This is a genomic window from Symploca atlantica LB2515 (genome assembly GCF_052546295.1).
In genome coordinates, this window is sequence record NZ_JBQWMT010000001.1 from 4,206,190 (window position 1) to 4,230,332 (window position 24,143).

At 43.4% G+C, this 24,143-nt stretch carries 15 protein-coding genes; 9 read left to right on the forward strand and 6 right to left on the reverse strand.

Annotation, left to right across the window (positions count from 1 at the left end; genetic code table 11):
- Positions 1 to 3 precede the first annotated feature (3 nt).
- Positions 4 to 1,767 (reverse strand): ABC transporter ATP-binding protein, encoded by a 1,764-nt coding sequence (locus tag ACT7WV_RS17570; protein ID WP_445104118.1) that lies wholly within the window; start codon positions 1,765 to 1,767, stop codon positions 4 to 6.
- A gap of 79 nt (positions 1,768 to 1,846) precedes the next feature.
- Between ACT7WV_RS17570 and ACT7WV_RS17575 the strand changes: the two genes are divergently transcribed.
- On the forward strand, positions 1,847 to 2,635 hold the full coding sequence (locus ACT7WV_RS17575) for a DUF3386 family protein (RefSeq protein ID WP_445104119.1): 789 nt from the start codon (positions 1,847 to 1,849) through the stop codon (positions 2,633 to 2,635).
- Between the two features lie 14 nt (positions 2,636 to 2,649).
- Here ACT7WV_RS17575 and ACT7WV_RS17580 read toward each other — a convergent pair whose 3' ends face one another.
- Entirely contained in the window at positions 2,650 to 3,933 is a 1,284-nt protein-coding gene (locus ACT7WV_RS17580) for a DNA cytosine methyltransferase (RefSeq protein ID WP_445104120.1), read from the reverse strand.
- A gap of 425 nt (positions 3,934 to 4,358) precedes the next feature.
- Between ACT7WV_RS17580 and ACT7WV_RS17585 the strand changes: the two genes are divergently transcribed.
- On the forward strand, positions 4,359 to 5,117 hold the full coding sequence (locus ACT7WV_RS17585; RefSeq protein WP_445104121.1) for a class II aldolase/adducin family protein: 759 nt from the start codon (positions 4,359 to 4,361) through the stop codon (positions 5,115 to 5,117).
- Between the two features lie 31 nt (positions 5,118 to 5,148).
- On the opposite strand, the gene ACT7WV_RS17590 is transcribed toward ACT7WV_RS17585, so the two are convergent.
- Entirely contained in the window at positions 5,149 to 6,390 is a 1,242-nt protein-coding gene (locus tag ACT7WV_RS17590) for an IS701 family transposase (protein ID WP_445101212.1), read from the reverse strand.
- 376 nt (positions 6,391 to 6,766) lie between these two features.
- On the opposite strand from ACT7WV_RS17590, the gene ACT7WV_RS17595 reads away from it, so the two are divergent.
- A complete protein-coding gene (locus ACT7WV_RS17595) occupies positions 6,767 to 7,432 on the forward strand; it encodes a VOC family protein (RefSeq protein ID WP_445104122.1) in 666 nt (221 codons plus the stop codon).
- Positions 7,433 to 7,551: 119 nt separating this feature from the next.
- On the opposite strand, the gene ACT7WV_RS17600 is transcribed toward ACT7WV_RS17595, so the two are convergent.
- Positions 7,552 to 8,121 (reverse strand): DUF3611 family protein, encoded by a 570-nt coding sequence (locus ACT7WV_RS17600; RefSeq protein ID WP_445104123.1) that lies wholly within the window; start codon positions 8,119 to 8,121, stop codon positions 7,552 to 7,554.
- A 185-nt stretch (positions 8,122 to 8,306) separates the two neighbouring features.
- On the opposite strand from ACT7WV_RS17600, the gene ACT7WV_RS17605 reads away from it, so the two are divergent.
- The 4 genes from ACT7WV_RS17605 to ACT7WV_RS17620 all read left to right on the forward strand — a co-directional run bounded on the left by ACT7WV_RS17605 (position 8,307) and on the right by ACT7WV_RS17620 (position 13,410).
- Entirely contained in the window at positions 8,307 to 9,317 is a 1,011-nt protein-coding gene (locus ACT7WV_RS17605; RefSeq protein WP_445104124.1) for a 1-acyl-sn-glycerol-3-phosphate acyltransferase, read from the forward strand.
- A gap of 269 nt (positions 9,318 to 9,586) precedes the next feature.
- Positions 9,587 to 10,171, forward strand: coding sequence for a TetR/AcrR family transcriptional regulator (locus tag ACT7WV_RS17610; protein ID WP_445104125.1), 585 nt, complete (start codon positions 9,587 to 9,589; stop codon positions 10,169 to 10,171).
- 140 nt (positions 10,172 to 10,311) lie between these two features.
- Complete coding sequence (locus ACT7WV_RS17615) at positions 10,312 to 11,415, forward strand: alkene reductase (protein WP_445104126.1); 1,104 nt, start codon at positions 10,312 to 10,314, stop codon at positions 11,413 to 11,415.
- A 297-nt stretch (positions 11,416 to 11,712) separates the two neighbouring features.
- Entirely contained in the window at positions 11,713 to 13,410 is a 1,698-nt protein-coding gene (locus ACT7WV_RS17620; RefSeq protein WP_463424269.1) for an iron uptake porin, read from the forward strand.
- Positions 13,411 to 15,168: 1,758 nt separating this feature from the next.
- Here the strand turns inward: ACT7WV_RS17620 and ACT7WV_RS17625 are convergent.
- Positions 15,169 to 15,573 carry a hypothetical protein gene (locus ACT7WV_RS17625; RefSeq protein WP_445104128.1) on the reverse strand — a complete coding sequence of 135 codons (405 nt, stop codon included), beginning with the start codon at positions 15,571 to 15,573 and terminating at the stop codon, positions 15,169 to 15,171.
- A 269-nt stretch (positions 15,574 to 15,842) separates the two neighbouring features.
- Between ACT7WV_RS17625 and hslO the strand changes: the two genes are divergently transcribed.
- Complete coding sequence (gene hslO, locus ACT7WV_RS17630; protein ID WP_445104129.1) at positions 15,843 to 16,733, forward strand: Hsp33 family molecular chaperone HslO; 891 nt, start codon at positions 15,843 to 15,845, stop codon at positions 16,731 to 16,733.
- Positions 16,734 to 17,101: 368 nt separating this feature from the next.
- Positions 17,102 to 19,348: a hypothetical protein gene (locus tag ACT7WV_RS17635; RefSeq protein ID WP_445104130.1), complete on the forward strand. Its 2,247-nt coding sequence runs from the start codon at positions 17,102 to 17,104 to the stop codon at positions 19,346 to 19,348.
- A 35-nt stretch (positions 19,349 to 19,383) separates the two neighbouring features.
- Here ACT7WV_RS17635 and ACT7WV_RS17640 read toward each other — a convergent pair whose 3' ends face one another.
- Positions 19,384 to 23,865, reverse strand: coding sequence for a DEAD/DEAH box helicase (locus tag ACT7WV_RS17640; RefSeq protein WP_445104131.1), 4,482 nt, complete (start codon positions 23,863 to 23,865; stop codon positions 19,384 to 19,386).
- Positions 23,866 to 24,143 lie beyond the last annotated feature (278 nt).

Below are 24,143 nucleotides of genomic sequence, written 5' to 3' on the forward strand. Positions count from 1 at the left end.
AATTCAATTAAATTGCTGAGCACAGAATTGGGAATAACGGCCACCTTGCCTTAAGAGTTCCTCGTGAATTCCTGATTCAACTATTTGCCCTTGTTCTAAAACAAGAATGCGATGAGCACGGCGCACGGTTGTCAGTCGGTGGGCAATAATAAACACAGTACGCTCTTTCATCACTCGTTCTAAGGCTTCTTGCACCAAGGCTTCCGATTCTGAATCTAAGGCAGAGGTGGCTTCGTCAAGAATTAAGATACTGGGGTTGAGGAAGACAGCACGAGCAATCGCAATTCTTTGTCTTTGCCCTCCCGATAAATTAACGCCTCGTTCTCCTACCCAAGTATGATAGCCCTGGGATAGCTTCTCAATGAACTCGTGAGCATTAGCAATCTCTGCTGCTGTCTGGACTTCTTTCAGGTCAAATTCATGTCTACCAAAGGCGATATTTTGAGCAATTGTGCCAGAAAATAAAGTCATTTCCTGAGGAACAATGCCAATTTGACGCCGCAGACTATTCAAGGTAACTTCTCGAATATTAACGCCGTCAATGAGAATTTCCCCTTCTTGAGAGTCATAGAAGCGGGGAAGTAAATTGACTAGAGTTGTTTTTCCCGCACCAGATGTCCCAACTAGGGCAATCACTTCTCCTGGCATAGCTAACAAACTCAATTTTTTGAGTACAGGCATTCCAGAGTGATAGGCAAAACTAACCTGGTGATATTCCACTTTGCCAGTAACCGGGTTCAGGTTAATCGCACCCGGTTTTTCCACAACAGTTGGTGCGATAGCAAACAGCTCAAAAATCCGGTCTACCGATGCCTCGCCCTGTTTAAAATCATTGTAGTTGGTGGTAATGTGAGCGATTGGGTCAATCATCAGTCCCACACCAGCGAGATAGCTGACAAATTCTGCTCCCGTCAGGTTGCCTGTAGAAATTTGCCAACCGCCTAAGAACAGCAACAGTAACACGCTCATCGCATACATAAATCCGACTACGGGAAACTGAATTGCCTTGAGGTGTTCAGCCGCATACTTAGCACGACGGTTATGTTCTGCGACGACGGCAAAGCGTTCAATTTCGTATTCTTGGGCGGCGAAAGCTTGTACCAGGCGAATCCCACTGAATACTTCGGTAAGTAAAGCCGATAAATCGGATACGCGATTTTGACTGCGGCGCGAGAACTTGAGCATTTCCTCGCCAAACCAGCCAATCAAAATGCCCATCAGTGGTGCCGTGATTAGTGTTGCTAAGGTTAGCTGCCAATTGAGGTAAATCATGTAACCCAACACGACAATTAACTGCAAGACACAGGGGACAAAATCGTGGAAGACTTTATTGACTACTTCCCCAACCCGGTCAATATCTTCGGTGAGACGGTAGGTTAAGTCCCCTGTCTTAGCAGTCTCAAAATAGGTTAGATTGAGGTGTTGGATATGGGTATATACCTGCTTTCGCAAGTCGAAGGCAATAGCGAGAGCAGCTTTTGCCATCAAGGAATCCTGACCATACATCAAGATTTTCTGGACGAGAAAAACTAGGGCAAGGCCTCCCGACAACTGAGCCAGTGCTGTCATATTGCCCTGTCCAATAAACTTGGCAATCTGACCAGCCAGTGCTGCCTGAAGTGGCCAGAACACCGTGACTCCTGAAGTGCAAGCCAATGCCTGAGTAATGGTTTTCCAGTGAGGGCGGAGGTAAGGCAGCAGTTGCCAGTAGCTAGAGCGCGGTTTCAAGCGATAATGTAAGGTGATAAAGCTTTCTTTTACTAACATATTGCGCTCGGTGCTGCAAGCGCTCCGTATCGCATCAAGATTTGACTACAGTAGTAATCGTAGTAATTGTCTAGCTTCCGTGATCAGACAACCAATAAAACGCCGAATTTTGCTTTGTGGTATCAGTTTCCTCTTGATAATTACTAGCTTGACACTGGGATTGCCTAATACTGCTCAAGCACAGTTGATTCCCCAAACTAGTTCCAGCCAAATTGCTGCCGTCTCTGCTAGCGCTGCCTTTAAGGAAGCCTACGAAAATCGCTATACCTGGGATGAAAAGTTTCCCGGCTATTCGGCTGAGGTGTCGATTAATGAGCAGGGGGAACTTGACCAAGGGATAATCCGTGTTGAACCAGACCTCAGTGTTGAAGTCCTTAATATCGATAGGGAAGATGTACGGCAGTTAATAGCCAATCAACTCAAGATGGAAGTGATCCATCGTCGCCGGATCCCCTTTGAGCAAAGGCATGACCCTAACAGCTTTGAATTGGAAGGCACTGATGAGTCTGGGGCATTGAAGATTCGAGAGGTAGCAGATAAGAGTAAATCTCAATACAAGGTAAAAGATCAAGTGATTACTCAAGTCAATCGCCTGTTGGGAGATGTCGCTGTCACGGTGGACACTTTAGGCATTGCCAAAAATCCAGAAGGTTATGTAGTAACTCATTTCCAGACAAGCTTCCGCGATCCTCAGACAGGTGAAGTACTAGAAAAGTTAGACGTCAGAGACTTTCACGAAAAAATCGGCAGTTACTACCTGCTGACTAATCGAACCATCCGCAAGATTACCCAAGGTAATCCAGAAGACAAACTAGTCCCTGATATCTTGATTAGGTTCAACGACATTCAAGGTAAATTGCACAACTAAGATTAGCTGGGAGTTTACTCTAGTTGTTGAGACTGATCAACGTTGTAATATCGCCGGGCCTCTGACATTTTGATCTCAAGTAACTTTTCCCCTCCTAGCTGTTGTCTCACTTGAGGCTGAGACGGAACTACACCTAAAGAGTCCCTAATTGCTGCTGCAACTGCCTTGGCAAGCAGTGGCGGCACTGAATTACCAACTTGACGAAATCCATGCCACTTAGTTACATGAAATCGGAACCAATCTGGGTAGGAGTGCAGTCGTGCGGCTTCACGTACAGTAATACATCTTGGGGTAAATGGGTGAATTGGTCTGGGGGAAGTGAAAGCGCCTCTAGAACTAGAAGTTCCTGCCCTAAGAGTGTTGCAGACACCTTCAGGGTGAAGCTTGAGAAAGCGGCTTGTTGGCTCTATCTTACCCGGTAAGGTGGCGGCAAACTTCTTCACAGATTCTGGGGAATGCTTGGTTCGTAGGCTGGAAGTGATGATCCTGGGATCGTACTCGCGCTGATAAGAGTAGTCATCCTCTAGAGAACAAAGAGCACGCAGTTGCCTAGCATAATCACTCGGTTTGCCGTAAGGCGCTACAACTGAGTCTTTTAACCACAAGTGTGAATACTTTTCTACTTCAGGTATGTCTTTAATGGCATCCCAAACTGTGGGACCGATAGCCAGAGGAGACACTTCAGGTTTCTTTAACAGATTTGACTTAGCTGATTTTGTAATCGGCTGAGGATATTTAGGTAAGGAAAAATCCTTCCGACAGCCCAGAATAAATAATCTTTTACGACTTTGCGGCACCCCATAATTAGCAGCATTAAGTACTTGGTAGTTCTCTTCTACTTCGTAGTCTTTAAGCTTAAATTCACTAATAATTTGTTGCAGGAATTGTTGATGTTTTCCTGTCGTCAGTCCTTTGACATTCTCCATCACAAAAAACTTTGGTTTTAGCTCTAAAACCAAACGCATAAATTGAAAAATCAGAGAGTTACGAGGGTCATCTAAGTTGCGCTTGCCAATTACTGAAAACCCTTGGCAGGGAGGGCCGCCAAATACCACGTCAATATCACGATTTCCAATTAAAGACAGGTTTCTGATTTCCTCCCCTGTTGTCTGGCTAACATCCTTACAAAGAATAGACCAGAAGGGAAAGTTAAATTCGTGGGTGGCACAATGAATTGGATCCATTTCGACAGAGGCCAGCACATCAAATCCAGCTTGTTCAAAACCTAAAGTCATGCCTCCTGCACCGGCAAATAAATCCACACCGATGGGTCGTTCTTCTCGCTCTTCTTGGGTCACAGTTGTTGTTCCTCTAGTAAATGCCACACCAGTCAAGAGTCAAGGAAAGCCCACGCTGAACCTCCACTCTATTTGCTGTTATGATTACCAATAAAAATGAAAAAGCTATGATTAAGCGATGGTAGTCTCTGAGTCAAAATGAAGATTAATTGTCAGGTACTAAATGTAGAAAAATTAAGCTATGATCAAGGGCTTTTGCTCCTTAATTAGTACTTATTTTCTTAAATTATTTCCCAAGTAGGTGCCAACCATAGCCGGAAAAAGTATGCCTTGAATTAGCAAAATAATTTAGTCAGTATACATTAAAAATCCGTTGCGATAGCAATATTTTGCCAAAAAATACTTTCAATAGTAGTCAAAATAACTGCTCTTTTACGAAGTAGCAGAAAGAAAATGTCAACAAGCTATTCTGGGAAAGATACACATTGAGACTTAACATTCCCCAACCACCAATATTTGCGTCAATCGCAGAAGAACGCCTCCATCGCCAACAACGCTTAGCGGCTGCATTCCGCCTCTTTGCTCACTTCGGGTTTGATGAGGGTATTGCCGGTCACATTACTGCCCGTGATCCCGAACGTTTGGATCATTTTTGGGTTAATCCTTTCGGGATGCATTTCAGTCTGATCCGGGTCAGTGACCTGATTCTAGTCAACGAACAAGGTGAGGTAGTCGAGGGCAACCAGCCCGTCAATCAAGCTGCATTTGCTATCCATTCTACAATCCATGCCGCTCGCCCCGATATTGTGACCGCTGCCCATGCCCACTCCATCTATGGCAAAAGCTGGTCGAGTCTTAGCCGTCTCCTCGATCCCTTAACCCAAGACGCCTGTAGCTTTTACGAAGACCATGGTCTGTTCGACAATTACACGGGTTTAGTTCTCACACTTGAAGAAGGCGATCGCATTGCTAAAACCCTGGGTGATAAAAAAGCTCTGATCCTATGCAACCACGGACTGCTGACAGTTGGTCACTCCGTCGATGAAGCTGCTTGGTGGTTTATTACCATGGATCGTTCTTGTCAGGTACAGCTAATGGCAGAGGCTGCTGGTACGCCCGTGTTGATCGAACCAGAAAATGCTCGTCTAGCACAAACTCAGGTAGGGTCCCAAGATGCCGGATGGTTTAGCTTTCAGCCACTCTACGAGATGATTGTCCGTCAACAACCCGATTTGCTTGAATAAGCCTTGTTGATTAATGGGACTTAGACAGATTTCAAGCCCAAACAAAGCCCAAAGCAGCTTTGTGAGCAAAGAATACGTCCCGATTGTGGTTCAACCACTCCATAAAACGGAAAGACATCGCTGTCCGAAACGCCTCTAATGCTTCAGTAAAGGTGTTTAAAGGTTTCGATGCCCAACGCCGTCTTAATCCTCCGGTTAAAGTGTGCCATAAAATAAATGTATAGGCACAAAACACAAGCATGAAATGTCTTATCAGGCTTCTATAATCTCTGACTTGATATTCAGATAAACCCAACCAGCCTTTGGCTTCCCGATAGAAAACTTCTACCCAATTTCTTTGAGAGTAGGTAGTTACTATCCAATCGGCTGTGGCTTTTGTTGATTCAACATTGGTAATAAAATAGTCAACATCACTAGCTTGGTCGAAGGTTGAGGCATTCATGACGATAGCAATTGTTCTCTTTCCTTCAAGCTGTGAGAGTTCAACTTCTACAGGAGCCACCCAAACGGTTTTCAGTTTATCTAGATTGATTTGAACAGGGGTAAAATCTTTTGGCGACAAGGATTCGGCTAACTTATCTAGGCGAATCTCTTCTCGTTGACTTATCCCTATTTCAATTATCACCTTACGGTTTTTGGCTAATCCTCCTATATACTTGAGTTTCCTTTTTTCCAGTTCCAGCAAAAACGTTGTGTTATTTCCATACCCAGCATCAATTAATACGATACCCGGTCGATATCCTCTGTTCATGCTGCGGTCAATTAATGCTAAGCCTAACTCCGGCTTTTTCTGGAATTCAATATCTTTTTTTCCTTCAGCTAAAGAACTAGCGTGTTGAGATAACTCTATATCTAACGGTAGGCTTTTTTTCCCATCATATAGATGAGTTGTTACCACTACTATTCCGTTGTCTGTCTTCCCGATTTCTCCAATGTACTGTCGTCCTACTCCCGCCGTGAAATTGCCACTTTTCCTATGTCCTGAGTCATCTACAATTAACGTGAATCCTCTACTTATTCGGGTTGGGCTACACTGATTCATCACCAGTAGACGCCGCTCATTTACCTGTTGAGCATTCCAGGGGGCTTCCGTTAAAAAATGATGTAATCGGTGGTAAGTCACTCCCACCGCGTTATCCGCCATTTGAGACAGGTTTTTTCCTTCACTTTCCCCTAATAATCCCCCAATATAGTTCCTAAACTCCCTTTTTTGCGCTTGATGTCTCCAGACATCATCAAAGCGTTTGCACCATCTATCGAAGCAAGGAGGCATGGCGGCGGGGGTTGTCTCTTTCCTGTCTTACACTCTAATGTCAAATGGCTGCCATGCCTAAATTATACCTTTATTAACTCTTTATTTTCGTTTAAGTCCCGTTAACTCAGCACTACTTTACAAAAGTTCACAAAATTTGCTTTAATAGAGAAAGCTTACTGGAAACCGATCCAAAAAGTACTCTGATTACAGACTATACATTCGGTACTCATTTGTTTAGGTTGCAGCAGACCCCACCTTGTCTACATCGGTGGTTTAAACTTCATTAACGCTTTTCAGATAGGTTATTAGCGCTAAACCAAGCTTCCAGTAGCAGAAAAGTACTAGGGTTATCGCTCTTTGGGAAGAAGACAGATTAGATTTTTGAGAGATCAATATGAAAATATCGCAGCTAGCAATAGGAAAGTCCGATCAAGATTGGCACTTAAACTTAGAGTCTCCTTTCTCGGAAAAAAACGGCTTACTAGAATTCAAGGCAGAATTTAATCAGCCTGAATTTCTGGCTAATTGGTCTTTTAGGACGAATCTTTATGGTGAACAAGTACGACTAGATCACTTCGTGATGACGCTTCCTAGCCCCCGATTGCTCAAGAAGTACGCTAAAACTCTAGGCAAATTTGGTGGTCAAATCATTGAGGGACTAGGACTTTTTCCTCAAGAATTTTGTGCCGATACTTACCAAATTAACGCCGATTTATGGATGCATTTAATGACCATTTTGATGCCGTCAGGCGGACTAGTGGTTATAGACGCACCTCATTCAACTGGCGACCAAAAAAGCCGCTTCATTGAGGAAAGAGGCAAGGCTGCTGTACATCATGTGGCGATTCGTGTTGAGGATGTGCAAACTACAGCTTGGTTTTGGAGAAAAAAAGGCTTTGAGCCGATGTCCAAGTTTCCTTTCTCTGGTGATTCCTTATGTCAATGGTTTCTCCAGAACTCGGCAGGGCAAATCATTGAGCTAGTCAAGCGTCACCCGAATAACTATGCTACCTTTGAATGCCAAAATATCGGCGGTCTGCGCCTCTCGGAAGTGGTGTAAATATGAGTAACCTAGACTTTCGGTAGATACCCGACTTCTAAATCAAATTCATGCATAACCATCCAAGTTCTAAAAAAGAAGTCAAGGATCTGGATTGTTAATCTTTTTGTGCTATTTACTTAGTGCTGATTAACCCGTTCTAGCAGCCATAGTGAGCAAATAGCACCGACAAAGTGAGCAGCAATGCCATCAACATTGGCTACCGAAACAAAAACATCCAGCGCTCGAATAATCATATCTGGGTCAGTAATTGCTACTCCCGGTGGTTGGGAGACTGCTTTTGCCACTTGTACTCCGAGGCTTGCTCCCGCCCCCAAGAGATTTAAGAAAATTCCCGCGAAAGTTGTAATTAATCCCAGCCGCAACAGTGCAATTGTGTCAGATTTCGAGGGACGCAGACCAGGATTAGAATTTCCTAAACTTTTAGCAATACGAGTGTAACGCCAAGCAAAATAAATACTAATTCCCAGGGCAATCACTCCGCAGACGGCAAAAAAGATACTAACCCCCATACCTTGATGGGTTTCTTCGCTGAAGTTACGACCAGACCATGCAAACAGTAAACAAAGGAAAGAAACAACGCCAAGTCCTAGCTGTACCCAGAAGCCTAGCAAGCCTACTAAACGAAAATTGGCAGCAATGTCTTTTATTTCTGGTGTCGGGGAAGTAGAATCTAACTTGGTCTGCATAACTTATGCCTATCTAGCATCACGAATAGCTATCTTTGTCACCCAAGGTAGATCTGAGCAAGGCACAGTACCCCTATCTTGCGAGGGAATCTTGGGAATGATTGGTATAAAAAATCAATCAATCACTTATAGCTAAAAGGATTTCACCTTAAGATTGATCAATATAGCAGTAATCATCTTACTGAATGCAGCAATCCTCTATTGGCTCCTATCAATTTACCTGGTTTGATTGGTTTTGCCTCTGGTATCCTCCTGGGTGGTTAATTTTATTCAATCGCCACTGGCAAAAGTATCATTTAGATGCAGATGGCTGGAATTGGTTTGAGTATGGATTGTTTCTAATTCCAGGGGGATTTTACCTAGCATTGTTATTGCGCTGGTTACGTCTCGGCTGTCGTTTTCCAGGTAAACAAGAAGCTGAGTTTGAGCTAGATTATCAACAAGCTTTTAGAGATGAGGTACTTGCGCCAATTGTGGAACATTACTTTCGGGCTGAGTTACACCAAATTGAAAATTTGCCAGCCCATGAACCATTAATTGTGGCGATGAACCACGCGGGAATGTCTTTTCCTTGGGACTTTTTGGGGTTGGCTTATCTTTTAGGTAAGACAAAAGAATGGGTGGTGCAACCATTAGCTGGGGTTTCTTTATTTGAGCATCCCTGGATGAGGTGGTGGCTACCCTCTGGATGGTCACAAGCTTTGGGCGGTGTGCGGGCCGAAGCTGATGATTTTGAAGCAGCAGTTGCCCACAAAACTGTGCTGCTGTACGCGCCTGAAGGTTTACGTGGCCCCTGCAAAGGTTGGTCACAGCGCTATCATCTGCAAGCCTTTCATCCGAGTTTTATTCGCTTAAGCGATCGCTACCATATTCCCATTCTGCCAGTAATTTGCCTTGGCAATGAGTTTTTGCATCCTTGGGCTAAAAATTTACCGCAACTGGCCAGACTAATCAGCATGCCTTTCTTCCCACTATCCTTAGGGATGGTTGTTTTTGCTTTGTTCCCTTCAATGGGTGTTTGGGCGATGAGAACTCGACTCCACTATTATATTGATCCTGTTTACGAGCTTGGGACAGAAATAGAGCAAGAAGGAGAGGCTAAAATTGGCTCAAGTGAGCTAAGAACAATGGCTTACCGAGAAGCCCAAAGTCTGCGAGAAAAACTGCAAAGTCAAATTAATAGTTTGCTAAGCTAAAATTCGCAGATTTAACTAAGCATTCAGTAGAAAACACTACTTATCTCCCTTCTGAGGGTAGAGTTTTGAATCGTTTTTGGTAATTCTTTTACCTCCGAAAGACAGAAGGCATTTGAGGCTAATAGCTTTACATTTATTAGTAGCAACACACTTTTTGATTGAGAAGAGTTAGTTATGAATAACACGCCAAGCAGAGGAAATACTTACGAAGCTCAATGATGGCAGTTGTGGGTTGACTTTTTCTAGACGACTGGTCTAATATAAAAGCTATGAATAGGAGCGATACAAAAACGGCACTTTTGAAAGCAGGCACTTGTATTATCCGGGAGAAAGGTTATAACCACACCGGAATCAAAGAGATCCTGCAATCAACTGGAGTACCTAAAGGTTCGTTCTACCACTACTTCAACAGCAAAGAAGACTTCGGACTTCAGATTATTGAAAACGAGGCAATAGCTCATGACCAGTTCTTAGAGCAATACCTGGGGAACGAAGCCTTAACCCCCTTAACTCGCCTGAGGCACTATTTTGAGGCTAAATGCGAAGAGTTTGGCTCTTTGCAATGCCGGGAGGGTTGCCTTCTAGGTAATTTAGGTCAAGAACTAGCTGATCAAAACGAAATATTTCGTTCGAGACTCCAAAAGATTTTTGCACGATGGCGTCAACGCTTTGCAGAGTGTTTAAAACAGGCTCAGGAAGCTGGTGAGATTTCGTCAAGTTTCGATGTCCCGGAATTAGCAGAATACTGCTTGAATGCGTGGGAAGGAGCCATTCTACAAATGAAAATTACCAAAAGTATTGCCCCGCTCACAGCCTTTATGAATATTACCTTTGGATATGTACTCAAAGGTTAATTTGTCAGTCTGAAAAACCGGAAAGACACGTTTTTCCTGAAGTAGTAGACTGGTCTACTTCAAATACCTTTCTGGCTATTTTTTTGTGGATAAATTCACTACAAAGTTTCTCTGAAGTACAAATTAAGGAGCACAAATCAATGCCGAGTAATCTCAATTTACTATCTCCAATTCAGCTTGGTCCCTATACCCTTCCTAATCGGCTGGTGATGGCACCATTAACTCGTAATCGTGCTGGTTCTGGCAACGTTCCCGGTCCAATGAATGCAACTTACTATCAACAACGAGCTTCAGCAGGCCTGATTATTACCGAAGCAACTCAAGTCTCACCCCAAGGTGTTGGCTATCCAAGTACTCCCGGTATTCACTCGCCAGAACAAATAGCCGGATGGCAGTTAATCACAGAAGCTGTACATCAGAGTGGAGGACGTATCTTTCTACAACTTTGGCATGTTGGGCGAGTTTCTCATCCATCGCTGCAACCGCAAGGAGCACTTCCCGTTGCCCCTAGTGCAATCGCACCTCAAGGAATGGCCTCTACCTACGAAGGTGAGCAGCCTTTTGTCATACCCCGTGCCTTGGAAACTCAAGAAATTCCTGGAATTATTGAACAATATCGTCAAGGGGCAAAAAATGCTTTAGCTGCGGGATTTGATGGCGTGGAAATTCACAGCGCGAACGGTTATTTGCTGGATGAATTCCTTCAAGATGGCTCAAACCAGCGTACCGATGAGTATGGAGGTTCCATTGAAAACCGTGCCCGCCTCCTACTGAAAGTCGTTGAAGCCGTTGTCAGTGTTTGGGGTGGAGATCGAGTGGGAGTACGCCTCTCACCTGCCAGCACGTTCATGAGCATGCATGACTCCAATCCGGAAGCATTGTTCGGCTACGTAGCCGGGGCTCTCAATCCATTTAATCTCGCCTATCTGCACATCGTTGAGCCGAGGATTCAAGGCAACAAAACAGTTGAAGACGATGGCAGTGGTTTAGGAGTACATTTCTTTCGTCCGATCTTTAAAAGCACCTTAATTACTGCTGGCGGCTACACCCGTGAGACAGGAGAGGCAGTATTAGCAGATGGTGATGCAGATTTAGTAGCTTATGGCAGGCTGTTTTTGGCAAATCCAGATTTACCCAAGCGCTTCGCCCTAGATGCTGAGTTAAACGATTATGACCGCTCTACTTTCTATGGCGGTAATGAGAAGGGTTATACAGACTATCCAGTTCTTGAAGAAGTCCACTAGTCTTAGATTAATCTGAACTAGGAGTCTATCGGCATCTTGATTCCACCAGGATATTGTCGATAGGCTTTTTACTATCAGACAAAGGCAGGCATCGAAGATACATGCCCCCAGCGTACCGACATTGCCTAGTTACAGGATAACAGGAAGTTTTTGGCGATTCTTGTCCCTCTTGCCCCCCCTGTTTCCTAATTGTGCAATGTCAATCAAACTAAATTTTCTTGATACTCTTGGCATCTTAGTAGTGCAAAGATTAACAATATGAAAAGAGAGTGAATGGTGTGAGGAATAAAAGTGGAAATATGCCAAATTTGGCGGAATTCTCTGCTGATTAGCCCCGCTAATCTGGTAGTGTTTCTGCTGTTGTCTAGTAGCGCCTGGGCAATCGAAGAGCAAGGAACTGGGATGATTGTGCCAGAACAAGGTAAGCAAACCTTGACAGAACAAGGGATTGAGCAGCAAAAGCCAGACTACCAACTACCGTCTCCAGATCTAGAGAATATTCAGGTTTTAACCGAAGCTTCTGCTAAGTCAACATCGACTCTTTTAGGGCAAATTAATCAATATAGTGATGCCTTTGCTCAGGTAAACAATGTTTCACAGTTAAGGGATGTTCAACCTAGCGACTGGGCTTACGAAGCACTGCGATCGCTTATAGAAAGATATGGTGTCCTTTTAGGTTATCAAGATAGTACTTTTCGGGGCAATCGCCCCCTTACCAGATACGAGTTTGCTGCTGGTCTAGAACGTGCTTTTACTGTGATTGAGTCGCTCATACGCAGAAATTCAGATCTCGTCAGCCAAGAAGACTTAGCTGTCTTACAAAAATTAAAAGATGAATTTCTTCTGGAACTAGCTTTAGCACGGGGTGATCTTGACGCTTTGACGGCTCGTACTGCGGAATTGGAACTTACTCAATTTTCCACCACGACTAAACTAGATGGAGAAATAATTTTTGGGCTTGCTGGTATTGCTACCGGCGAAGACGCGACAGGGGAGAACATTGATCGTGCGATCAACTTTGGTCATCGGACACGCCTTAATTTAAAAACTAGCTTTACTGGTCGAGATTCCCTGGTGACTCGACTGCAAGCAGAGGGATTGGACTCTCTGGAAAGCCGCACTCTCACCCCTGAAGGTGAACTAGCTTTCACTGGTGACACTGAAAACGATCTTGAAATTGATGCTCTGCTGTACAGTTTCCCTATGGGTAGTCGCACCAAAATTGTCGTTGCGGCTAATGCTGGCAGTGCTGATAACTTTGCCGATACCCTCAACCCCTACCTAGATGGTGACGGTGCCAGTGGTGCCCTCTCTCGTTTTGCCACTCGTGCTCCCATTTACTACCTAGTCGAGGGTGCTGGTATTGGTATCCGGCAAACTTTGAGTGACCAATGGGCAGTAAGTCTTGGTTACTTAGCTGGTGATGCGGGTAATCCTACACCGGGTGCTGGTCTATTTGATGGTTCCTATGGTGCACTAGCTCAGGTAGTTTTCCAACCCAGTGAGCAAGTAGGGGTTGGTTTGACTTATGTTCACGCTTATAACAGCTACTTACAAACTGGAAGTAACAGTGCCAATTTAGGAGAATTACCATCTCTGAGTAATTCCTTTGCTATCCAGGCTTTCTACCAAGTTAACCCCGGCTTTGTTCTGGGCGGCTGGGCGGGTTATACAGATGCGCGTGTTATTAATCAGGGAGATGCTAGTATCTGGAACTGGGCTATAACCCTAGCATTTCCTGATTTGGGCAAAACTGGTAACTTGGCAGGCATTATTGTGGGTATGGAACCGAAGATAACGGGAAGCAACAATCGTCTCCAAAGCCTGGGTATTGAAGATGCAAGCACATCATTGCATATAGAGGCATTTTACCAATACCAACTAACAGATAATATCGCAATTACGCCTGGGGTGATTTGGTTAACGGCACCCGACCATAACAGCAATAATAACGATCTTTTAATTGGCACGGTGCGAACTAAGTTTAGCTTCTAGGGCAAGATATTTTTTTAATTAAGAAGTGCTTTTATCTAGTCAGTGAGGTTCCCTAGTAGCGACCGCTTGATTAATGTAGAGTCAATCTATAACTTACAATAAGACCGAGTACTCTCAGCACTCGGTCTTAATCTACTAGGCATCGAGAATTAAGATATGAAATACATTCTCGATAGTTTTTTCCTGCATATTGCAGAAGTTTGTGGTGTTCTTTAGCAACTCTAACCCCTTCGACTACAAAAGTTTTGGCTTAACTTCCCTCCTTTAAGAGGGGTCAATAGGTGCTAGGAATCAAAGCTAAAGATGATGATTTACAACTTTTCAATGCGGCTAAAAATTTTGTTCAGGTAAACTGCCTATCTAGAGGCTTCTTACCTAGGTAGTGCGTGAGGACTTTGGCTACTGTTATCTAACGTTTTCCTTTGCACACTCTGGGATAGACATTACAGATCATCCTGGGCCCAAAGTTAGACTTTTGCTCCAGTGCAGCAACGTTATAATTATCTGGATCAGTAGCAGCGGTACTAGAATTTACTGGAATAATGAAATTAAAAATAACACTAGTTAAAACAAGAACAACAGCAAATTTCCTGAGAATAAGTTGGTACATTTTTTTTCTCCTTACAAATCATTCTTTGAACAATCTTTGATTGATTTACAAGAATAACTATAACTCTTAAGACCAATAAAATCTACCAGGAAAATGTTAAATTTTCATCAAGTTGTTTCCACAAATTCCGCTAATTATAGCTGTGATTAATACAATAAAAAAGTTGTTTATAAGCTGAGATAATTTAGAAAAATATTGAGCAATAATTTGAGAAAATAGTACCCCAAATAGGCGATTACCATAATCACAAGGAAAATGTCTACTTGGGAAAAAGAGCATTAATGAAAACCCCCATCTCTTAAAAAGAGAGAGGAACCAAGTTACCCAAAATAGAAGATTGACCAATAATAGAATAGGGAATATGTAATCAGATTAGTAGAGATACAGGCTCAATAGACACCTCTACATAACATTCAATCTGATAAAGTACAAGTTTTGAGAAGCTGAGAGTTCAGAAATAGTAGATGAGACTTCGGTCTACTTAGGGCAAGTTCCCTTACTCCCTTTGGCAACAGAAAAATATTCCTGACTTTATAAAAGATAAGACTAACAAGGAATTGAAAAATATATCAGATGCAGCAGAAATAAAGTTAGTTTGGCGATTAGGATTATCCTGAATTCTCGCTACAGCAGTAATAGCAACTTTCTTGTACGTATTTGTAGACATCATTGTAGCTCCTTAAGAGTTTCCACAAAAAAAGCGCCCTGAATAACTCTCAAGTTTATTGTAGGCTTTGATGTCACTCATCACCAAGGTTATTTAAATGAGAATATTTAAATTTTTAACAAAAGAATATTGCTTATTGTATCTAAGTCACTTCAAGAAAAATCAGGCTTTTTACAACAAAAGTATTGTTTATTTTAGGCTTTAGAAAACAATTTTGTTGGTAAATACTGAAGTTTAACAACTTTGCCTTTGTTTATCTAGGCAGGTAAGACAAGTAATTATTGCACTAAAGCTCTATGAAGTTAAGGATAAAACCCAAAAAAAATTACGGCTAATTTACAGCAAGATTTAGATGAGAAAGCTTCAAATTTATTTACCTGGCTATTTCTGATTGTTTCCTGTTTATAAAAAAATTTATGCAATATGAGTTATTGGGAAGCCCCAACTTAAGACAAGCAAGTTGGGGGGACTTCAGGACAATTTAGCTAACAACCTTTACCTTCAGAGAATCTGAGCAGATAAATTGACGCAGCCGCAGCAAACTCAAGGTTTGACCTAAATTTAAGGGCAGTAGAGATACCCCTTCTAAGCGAGACTGTACCCAGCCTTCTCCCCAGTACCATTCGTGATAGCCATCAATACCTTGACTTAGTAGCATTCGCAAACAGTTGGGCTGAGCCACTTCTACCTGATGTTGAATTGCTACCGGTCCAGTCCAAGAAACAAAGGTCAGTCCTTGATGAAGTTGTTCTGGTAATCCTGCTGGGAGGCGTTGGGGCCACAACCAATGACGCAGCTTTCCAGATTGCAACAAACTGTCACGTATGGCAATCTGGGTAGCTTCTATTTCAATACGAAGTTGACTTTGCTGAAAGGTTCCTAGCATATTATCGGATAATATTCAAGATTTATTTTAATATATTGACGAGACTGCTTTGGCAGCTCATTAGGCGGTTAACCTTTGTGTAAGAGAAAATTACGCTTCTACTTAATACTGCCGACTACTGAGCACCTCGCATCATTCTTAAGACACAAACTCCTACTTGGTAATTGATTGACCGCTTTCTACTCACTGTCATCAAGCAGCTTAACAATAACATTAGCTGCCAGATTTAGAATAAACAGAGAGTATGTTAAGAAGTGTAAGGTTACTTCATGGCTGATCAATTAATTCGAGCTACAGCGGCAGATGGGGGCATTAGAGCCGTCGGTGTCATTACTACGCGCCTTACAGAAGAAGCTCGGCAGCGTCATGCTCTCTCTTATGTGGCAACTGCTGCCCTAGGTCGCACCATGTCCTCTGGTCTATTGCTGGCTTCTAGTATGAAGCGGGAAGGCTCAAGGGTCAACATTCGTGTCAATGGCAACGGTCCCCTCGGTGGAATTCTAGTCGATGCCAGATTAGATGGCACTGTCAGGGGTTATGTAGACAACCCAGCTATTGAACTGCCCCCCAATAGTTTGGGCAAACTAGATGTTGGTGGTGCAGTTGGTCAAGAAGGTTATCTCTACGTAATCCGAGACGTAGGATATGGCTATCCCTACTCAAGTACCGTTGAGCTCGTTTCCGGCGAAATTGGTGATGACATCACTAACTACCTGGTAACTTCTGAACAAACACCCTCGGCTTTGGTTGTCGGTGTATTTGTTGGAGAAAAGGGGGTTCAGGCATCTGGAGGCATCTTGATACAAGTTATGCCCAAAGCAGCATCTGAGCCAACTTTAGTAGAAATCCTAGAAGCCAGGGTTGATAAGCTGTCAGGGTTTACACCTCTGTTGCAGGCGGGCAAAACATTACCAGACATTTTTGAACAGTTGCTGGGAGATATGGGCTTAGTTATTCTTCCAGAAGTCCAGATGGTACACTTCCACTGCGGCTGTTCTTTGGATCGCGTTCTGGGTGCATTGAAGTTACTGGGTCAAGCAGAAATACAGGACATGATTGAAAAAGATGATGGAGCAGAAGCAACCTGCCACTTCTGCGGGGAAGTTTATAATGCCAGTAGTAATCAACTTGCTCAACTAATTGAGGAGCTGCAAGCATAATCGGAACTAGAAGACTTAAATTTTTGTAAAAGTCCCAATTGAAAGCCCCATCAGTTTAACAAGGCAAAGTTTACTCCTGTTCCCTTGTGTGAGAAGCTATGCAACACAGAAGCCTCAGGCTAGCATAGTGAGCGTAGCTCGGCAAAGACGAAGACGCTTTAAAGCGAGACAACCGCCCTCGCTAGTGGATTTACCTCACTAATAAGGGCGGTTGCCACCAGCTAAGCTTTGGCAATTCGTATAGGTATACTGAGACTCATTAAGATAGTATGTAGCTTTTTCTGTCTAGGGAGGGTAGGATCTCAACTACTGACAATGCTATAAAGCATGCTGAACTAGGTGTAGCGTGTGGTGGTGTGAGTTGAGTTATGACCAGACATAGAGATATTCCTGAGCGTTGGCCTGACTCGAAGTCTTCAAGGCTAGGTCGGCTTAATGATTGGCAAAACGAAAAAAGTGAGCGCATTCCTCAACATCCCTCAGATAGTTGGGCGTCAGGAGTGCCAAATCCTCCTCAATCTTCCCATGCTTCACGCTCACAAGGCCCATCCCTAAAAACTGCAAATTTGGATACTCGAAATTTGGCTACACCAACAGTTACCTCCACTCCGCCCCAGCAACCTAATCGGGAACTAAAGCGACTCTTTAATCCCAGTAGTTGGCAATTCTGGGGAGCCATAGTCTTATTGGCTTCCAGTGGCTTGGGAATTGTGGCAGCGGGCTTGTTATTAAAGTTGCCAGCAGTCCCCAACTGCCCCAAAATATTTTGGCCAACGGCTTCCGCTTCCCTGCGTCTCTACTGCGGGCAATTGGCAGCTTCCAAGCAGACATCAGAAGACTTACTAGAAGCGCTAGATCTAGTTGACAGCTTGCCAGATGACCACCCCTTGCGTCCAGAAATTAACCGTCATATCGAAGAGTGGTCTCTCGATATCTTAAAAATCGGTGAACAGCAGTTCCAAGAAGGCAAACTCAAGGACGCGGTCAAGATTGCCAGGAAGATTCCAGACGGAGTCCCTGCCTACAATCTTGTAGATAAGCAAGTTGAGCGTTGGCAGTTCATCTGGTCACAGGCAGAAGCAATTTACCAGAAAACTGAGCAAGAACTGAGACAGTCTAACTGGAACCAAGCTTTTCGAGAAGCAGTAGCACTGACCAATATCGACAATAAGTACTGGGCAACCACAAAGTATGAGCAACTCTCTGATTTGATTGGGATTGCCCGTAAAGATAGTGAGCAGCTAGACCAAGCCTATAAGCTTAGCAAAAGTGGCAATGTCGAAAAAATCTTAGAAGCAATTAAGCAGGCAGAGCAAATCAAGCCAGAAAGTTATGCCTATAAAGAAGCTCAAAATTTAATTGCCGAGTCTGGCAACAAGCTAGTGGAATTGGCGAAGAACCGGATTGAGAAATTTGACGGTACTGGCGTCCTGGAAATTGCCAATAAATTGCCCACCAATCTTAAACTGGCGGCAGTACAAGCCGATTTGCTCGAAATTGGACGTGCTTTATCTCGCGCTGAATCAGGAACAAGTTGGGATATAGAAGCAGCCCTCGCTTCCCTAGAAAGACTAGAACCAAACCGTCCTCTGTATAAGGAAGGGCAGCAATTAATCAGCCGTTGGCAGCGAGAGGTTGAAGATGTTGCCAAGCTAGAACGGGCGCGAACCTTTGCTGATTCAGGTCTGACCAGCGATTTGAGGATGGCAGTTACCGAAGCACGGCAGATTCCCCAGGGTAATCCTCGCTATCAGGAAGCTCGCCAAGAAATCCAACGCTGGAGTAAGCAAGCTGAGACTATAGAAGACCGTCCTTACCTCGAACGTGCGACACAACTGGCTAGTTTCGGCGGTGTAGCTTCTTTGCAAGAAGCCGTTGACGAAGCTAGCCGTATTCCTCCTGGTAGAGCACTTTCCCAAGAAGCACAACAGAAAATTAATGACTGGGAGAGATCTATTCAAGAGCTAGAAGACCAGCCTTATCTTGACCGTGCCGTACAACTTGCCAGTGCTGGTAATGCTGAAGCTTTGCGAGCAGCTATTCAAGAAGCTAATAATATTACTCAAGGGCGCGTTCTTTACCAGGAATCACAAGAAAACATCAGGCGGTGGAGAAGCTCTATGGAGCGGCAGCAAGACCAGCCTTATCTTGACCAAGCACGTACTCTAGCTAACAGAGGTGATTTATCAGGGGCGATTGCTGCCGCCAAAAAAATTCAATCAGGAAGGGCGCTTTATAGCGAAGCGCAACAAAATGTTAGAAACTGGGAGACGGAAATCGCTGGTCAACAGCGTTTGCAGGTAGCCTACCGAACAGCTAATCCCGGAACGCCAGAAGCGCTGCGAGATGCAATTGTGGCAGCAAGGCAAGTACCAACCTCAGCGACAGCACGCTCAGAAGTACCGACGTTAGTCAATCGCTGGGGCTATCAAATTTTGGCGATGGCACAAGAGAGGTCGTCTTTTGATGTTGCTGGTGCGATTGCGATTGCTAAGATGATTCCCTCGGGCACTGCGCCTTATGAAGAAGCTCAAGGACAAATCCGCTCGTGGCAGGCACTATTACAGCCAACACCTCTGATTTTAGGACCATCTTCCAAAAAGCCAATTCCCTAGTCGTATTATTTAAGAAAGATTAGCCAGAAAGACGGTTAAACTTCCAGTTGGATTTTGCCGGACAAGCCCTGAATATATATTTCTAGTTGGTGCTTTTTATCACCGATAATTAACTTGCCACTGTAGCCACTTGTGGTCACAGTGAAAGATAACTGTTTACTACCAACGGCTTCTACTGTGGCATTTCCCAAATTGACTTGAAATTTTGACCAGTCTAAACGAACTTCTCGATTACTGAGAACATCAGTAATCAGAATCTGCTGAGCCTGTATCATGACCTTAATAGCTAAGTGACGAACCCCGAATCGAATCACACCATACTCTAGCTGTTCGATCTTGGTTCCTTGTGGCAATCCTCTAATTATAGGTTTATTAAGCCTCGATGATTGTTGATCAACTGCTGAAGTAATACCGGCAGAAACCTTGACGGAATCTTTTCGGTTTTGATGTATTGGGCGCTCGTGAGAAACTGGCGGGGGGTCAAGGGTCACATATTGCTGATTAATTGACCAGATGTGAGCTTTCGCCAGTAATTCTGAGTAAAATTTTGACGCTTGGCTGACTTGACCTTGCTTTCTAGCAGAATTCGCCTGTTTCTTCTTAACAGCAAGCCAACGCTCTCGTGACCATTGACACAACTCCTGCTCATCAGAAGCAACAAATCCCTCGTAAAATTCTAGAGCTTCTGTCAATGAACCAAGTTTTTCCCAGGTAATTCCTACTTGCTGCACTGATAGATACTGACGCCAGTTAGAGTTTGAAAAAACTTGTTCTTTAAGGAATCTTTCATGGTCTAAGCGCTCCTCTTTTGTGAGAGTATCTGGTGTTAATTCTGAACCAGATAATTGATTAATAATGTAAAACTTCAAATCTAATTTTTGATGTTCGGATCCGATGGTTTTAGTAAAATACTTGCCAATTACTTCTATAGCCTCACCAAAGTACTTGTGTCGATAAAGATATTGCAAAAAAACAGTCAATATCTTGATGTTTGGTGTTCCCTGACAGGCATTCTCAAAACATTCTTTAACCTTATTCAGTTGATCTAACCAAATATAGACAACAAAAGCCTGCTGGTACTGATGTTGCTTTTCCAAGGCAGGCGCGACGTACTCAAGCCAGTTGCGATCCCGTGGTTTTCCTGCTTGCTCCCACTCGGCGAGAATAGTCTGAGTTTCCCCTTGGTGCCACCAATACTTTAAAGCCTGCGAGAGACCTAATATTAAGGCTTTTGCTCGGTAATACTCTTTACTCTTAGTGTTACCGCAATCTTCCCAAATACGTACCGCCTGCTCATAGTTTTCAGCTCGGTAGAAGCACTTAGCTATCAGATGATTAAAGCCTTGGTAACCAGCTAAACTTAAAGCATTAAGTGCCTGTCCAAACCTTTGCCATTCTTCTCGTTTGACCTCTCTAATTTCTAGCAGTCCCTCAAGGCGTTTCCCATATTCTTTGATAGCTGTTGTCCATTGCTCTTGGGGAGCCGCTGCTGCATAAAACTGTATTGAATCAAGGCAAGCCTTTTGAGCAAGTTGAGTTTTAGACTGACTTGTTGGCAAATTATCAAGAATAAAAGAAGTGAAATTACTGATAGCTTCCAGATTACTTGATTCAGCAACCATAAAAATTGCCAGTTGATACCCTATAGTCTTATTTGCTTGATTAACTAACTGTGTTTCTGAGTTTTCTTTGTACCAATCAACTAACTCTGGCCAGCATATTCCCTGCCAGAAACACTGCCAGGCCTCATCCAATTTACCTAAATCCAGAAAGCGGTTTCCAGCTTCCCTGAAAAACCCTTCAATTTTGAGTATCCAAGCTTCACAAAAGCCAGCTTGATTGATTTCACCAATATCAAGGTAAAACTGTCTGGCACGTCTAAGTAAACCAGGATTTTCTGAACTTAATCCCTTCTTTTCTAACTCGGTGGCAATTAGTTGCGGTTCATCGTCGCACATATCCTGAGCATTTTTGGCTATTCCCAGACTGATAGTGCGAACATTCTCCTCCCAAAGTTCTCGATTGGTAGCATGCTGCCGCATAGCATATAAGAGTGCTTCATCACTGGCATGTTGCCACAGTTGCCTATCTCCTGTTTCCGAGTCCACAACAAATAAACGTTCTGTGGCTCTACTAGCAGCAACGTAAAGCTTATTAAAAAAGTATTCGATCTTGACTCTTTGGTCTGTAGGTTGGTTTTTAAGATTCCAGACGCTTTGGTGGCATTCTTCACCAAACTTATAGAGAATAACTTTTTTGAATTCTAATCCTTTGGCAGCAATGGCACTCAAAATATTCTTGGGTACAAACGTATCTTGATGATTTTTTTCTGAATCAGAATTCTGGGAAAAAATCTCTGAAAGTACCTGATCATTTTTTGTATAGGCTGCTTCTTCACCCTCTTCACAAGGCACAATAATGATTGTTTGCCTTAGATAATTTTTTAGATCTTCTCTGGTAATGTTCTGGTTAATAATAAACTTTTGAGGTTCAGGAAAATTACCTCGTTGCCATGGTGTTTGTGGTTTTAGTTCATGAATATTAAATAGCACATGACGCCATAACTGAATTAAATTATTGACTTGAACAATTTGGGGACTAGAGCGATAGTTAAATGCTAGTTCTTGAAAGTTAATCTCTAGCTGAAGTTGCTCTGTGGGATCTAGTGCCTTAACCACTTCTGCATCAAATGCAGCTTGTAGGTTAGACCAACGGAATCCTGTTGGGTTCAAGGTTTGTAATGGGTCTCCAGCAAAGGCAAAGGGCAGGTTATAAATTGGCTGATATCCTAGATGATATTGAGAAAAAATAGACAGCCGCATAATTAACTGAAGCTCCAACCGGGTAAAGTCTTGGGCTTCATCGCAGAAAATGGCAGAAAACGAAGGACTATAGTATTTAAATTTGAGAACTCTAGCTATTAGATCCTGGTCATCCCAATAACCTTGTTCTTGAGTGAGACGCTTATACCAGCGTTCCCAAATAGTTTCATAAATACCTTGGAACTTCTCAAGGTCAATTGTGCGTTCTTTGCGCGGCACTTCCTCCTGATAGTCTTCGGGAGTCATGTAATCTTCTAGTCCATACCCTTTAATAAAAGTGCGGATTACATGCCAACAAGTTTCTGGTGAATAGCGCCTTTTTTGCGGCAGTCTTAGTACAACTTTTGCCAAGGAATCAGAAAAATTATGTCCTTGATAAAGTTGTTTGAAGCGATGGAAAGAAATGTATTTCGACTGGACGAAGCGATCACGTTCTCTGGCTGGCAATAAGCCCAAGAGAAACTTGCTAAAAGGTTGGAAGTTGTGATTAATAGTGTACACATCCTCCCTTTGGTTCCTTTGAGCGACAAAACGGTGATGAGATGATAGCAGCCGATTAACACCATCTCTGGCAACTTCTAGCAAGCGCTCATTATAGGTCAGAAATAAAGGTTCACCGGGAAGAGACTTTTGTCGGCTTTCTCCCTGCTTGTTGTAGTATTTTCTGTGGCAGTAGTCGGCAAACAAATAAAGTAGCATGGTGGACTTGCCGCTACCCGCTCGCCCATTAATAAATAATGGTAAAGAGCCATGACTCGGTGCTGAAGCGGAAACTGATTGAAGAATTTGCTCTTCTTCCGTCGAAAGAGCCAGATTTACTTCTTCACCTCGCTCAATCGCTAACCAACTTTCCTCATCGGCCAACAGATAAGCCGGATAAGAACGTCGAGCGAAAGGTGTTAACTCAGACAAACTTAATTGCCGTGCTAAGATGTCGGTCGTCTCGGAGTCATCAAACAAGCCTGTTCGGTAGCCTACCTGGCTAATCTCTTCTTCCGATGGTTCGTGTTCAAAAGGAGCCAGTAAAAACAAAACTCCCCCAACTGTGTCATCGGCGGTGTTCGGTTCGCTATAGAGTATATAACGATTGTTTGCCTCGCATAGCCTGACATTTGACCAATCAGGAAAATCCGACCCTGGACTAGTTTTAGTTCTAATACCTAGAATAATTTGGTAATAAGTGTCCCAGGCTTCTTGAATAGCAGGTTCGCGGAATCGCCTAACCCATTCTTCGCTTTCATAGATCACCCAGTCTTCCGTAGCCATTTCCATTGTCCAACCAGGGGGTTCCAACCAAGGAAGCAGATTAGTTGGTAGTTCCGGAAGTTTTTTAGTGGTAGGTTGCTCGATTGTTTTCTGACTAAGCCAGCCTCGAACTTGTTGCTCATCTATTTGAGGCTCGAAATGCGTTCTGCCATACTCAAGGGGGGCTTCAAGAAACTGTTCGTAGTCTTTATCTCCCCGCTTAAAGATATCGAGAAGACACAGCACTGGCTGATCATCAATCCTGAGAATGTGGGCAATGATTCGCCGGTTAAGGATACGGCGCTTTAAGTAAGGATAGACTCTTTCAAAATGTGCCTGCACCTGATCAACTCTCTGAGTCTCCAGTTCAGCACACAGGTCATCAATTCGAGGTTGGACACCATACCGCTCTGCTTTATCGCTGAACTGAGAGGTGCGATACACATACATTGCTTAGTCTCCGCTCCCATGACAATAACACAAACGTCACCGCTATTACCTATTGTTAGATAACGGAGGAATGGGTTAGGGGGTTTTGGAGGGCAATTTATACAATAATTTAAATTTTCTTGGCAAAATGAGTTAGGTGGCGGAGAACAGTAATAGTTAATCGGTTTTGGGTCAATGTCTAGAGACACGACGTGTCATGTCTCTACTCGCCGGATGATTCAGAAAAATGCCGAGTATTATTACTTATTACTTATTGCTTATTACTTATTACCCTTCGC

Coding starts and splice junctions, on each gene's coding strand:
- ACT7WV_RS17570 (WP_445104118.1), bottom strand. CDS start 1,767: ATGTTAGTAAAAGAAAGCTTTATCACCTTACATTATCGCTTGAAACCG.
- ACT7WV_RS17590 (WP_445101212.1), bottom strand. CDS start 6,390: ATGCCTCCTTGCTTCGATAGATGGTGCAAACGCTTTGATGATGTCTGG.
- ACT7WV_RS17595 (WP_445104122.1), top strand. CDS start 6,767: ATGAAAATATCGCAGCTAGCAATAGGAAAGTCCGATCAAGATTGGCAC.
- ACT7WV_RS17600 (WP_445104123.1), bottom strand. CDS start 8,121: ATGCAGACCAAGTTAGATTCTACTTCCCCGACACCAGAAATAAAAGAC.
- ACT7WV_RS17605 (WP_445104124.1), top strand. CDS start 8,307: ATGCAGCAATCCTCTATTGGCTCCTATCAATTTACCTGGTTTGATTGG.
- ACT7WV_RS17610 (WP_445104125.1), top strand. CDS start 9,587: ATGAATAGGAGCGATACAAAAACGGCACTTTTGAAAGCAGGCACTTGT.
- ACT7WV_RS17615 (WP_445104126.1), top strand. CDS start 10,312: ATGCCGAGTAATCTCAATTTACTATCTCCAATTCAGCTTGGTCCCTAT.
- ACT7WV_RS17625 (WP_445104128.1), bottom strand. CDS start 15,573: ATGCTAGGAACCTTTCAGCAAAGTCAACTTCGTATTGAAATAGAAGCT.
- hslO (WP_445104129.1), top strand. CDS start 15,843: ATGGCTGATCAATTAATTCGAGCTACAGCGGCAGATGGGGGCATTAGA.
- ACT7WV_RS17635 (WP_445104130.1), top strand. CDS start 17,102: ATGACCAGACATAGAGATATTCCTGAGCGTTGGCCTGACTCGAAGTCT.
- ACT7WV_RS17640 (WP_445104131.1), bottom strand. CDS start 23,865: ATGTATGTGTATCGCACCTCTCAGTTCAGCGATAAAGCAGAGCGGTAT.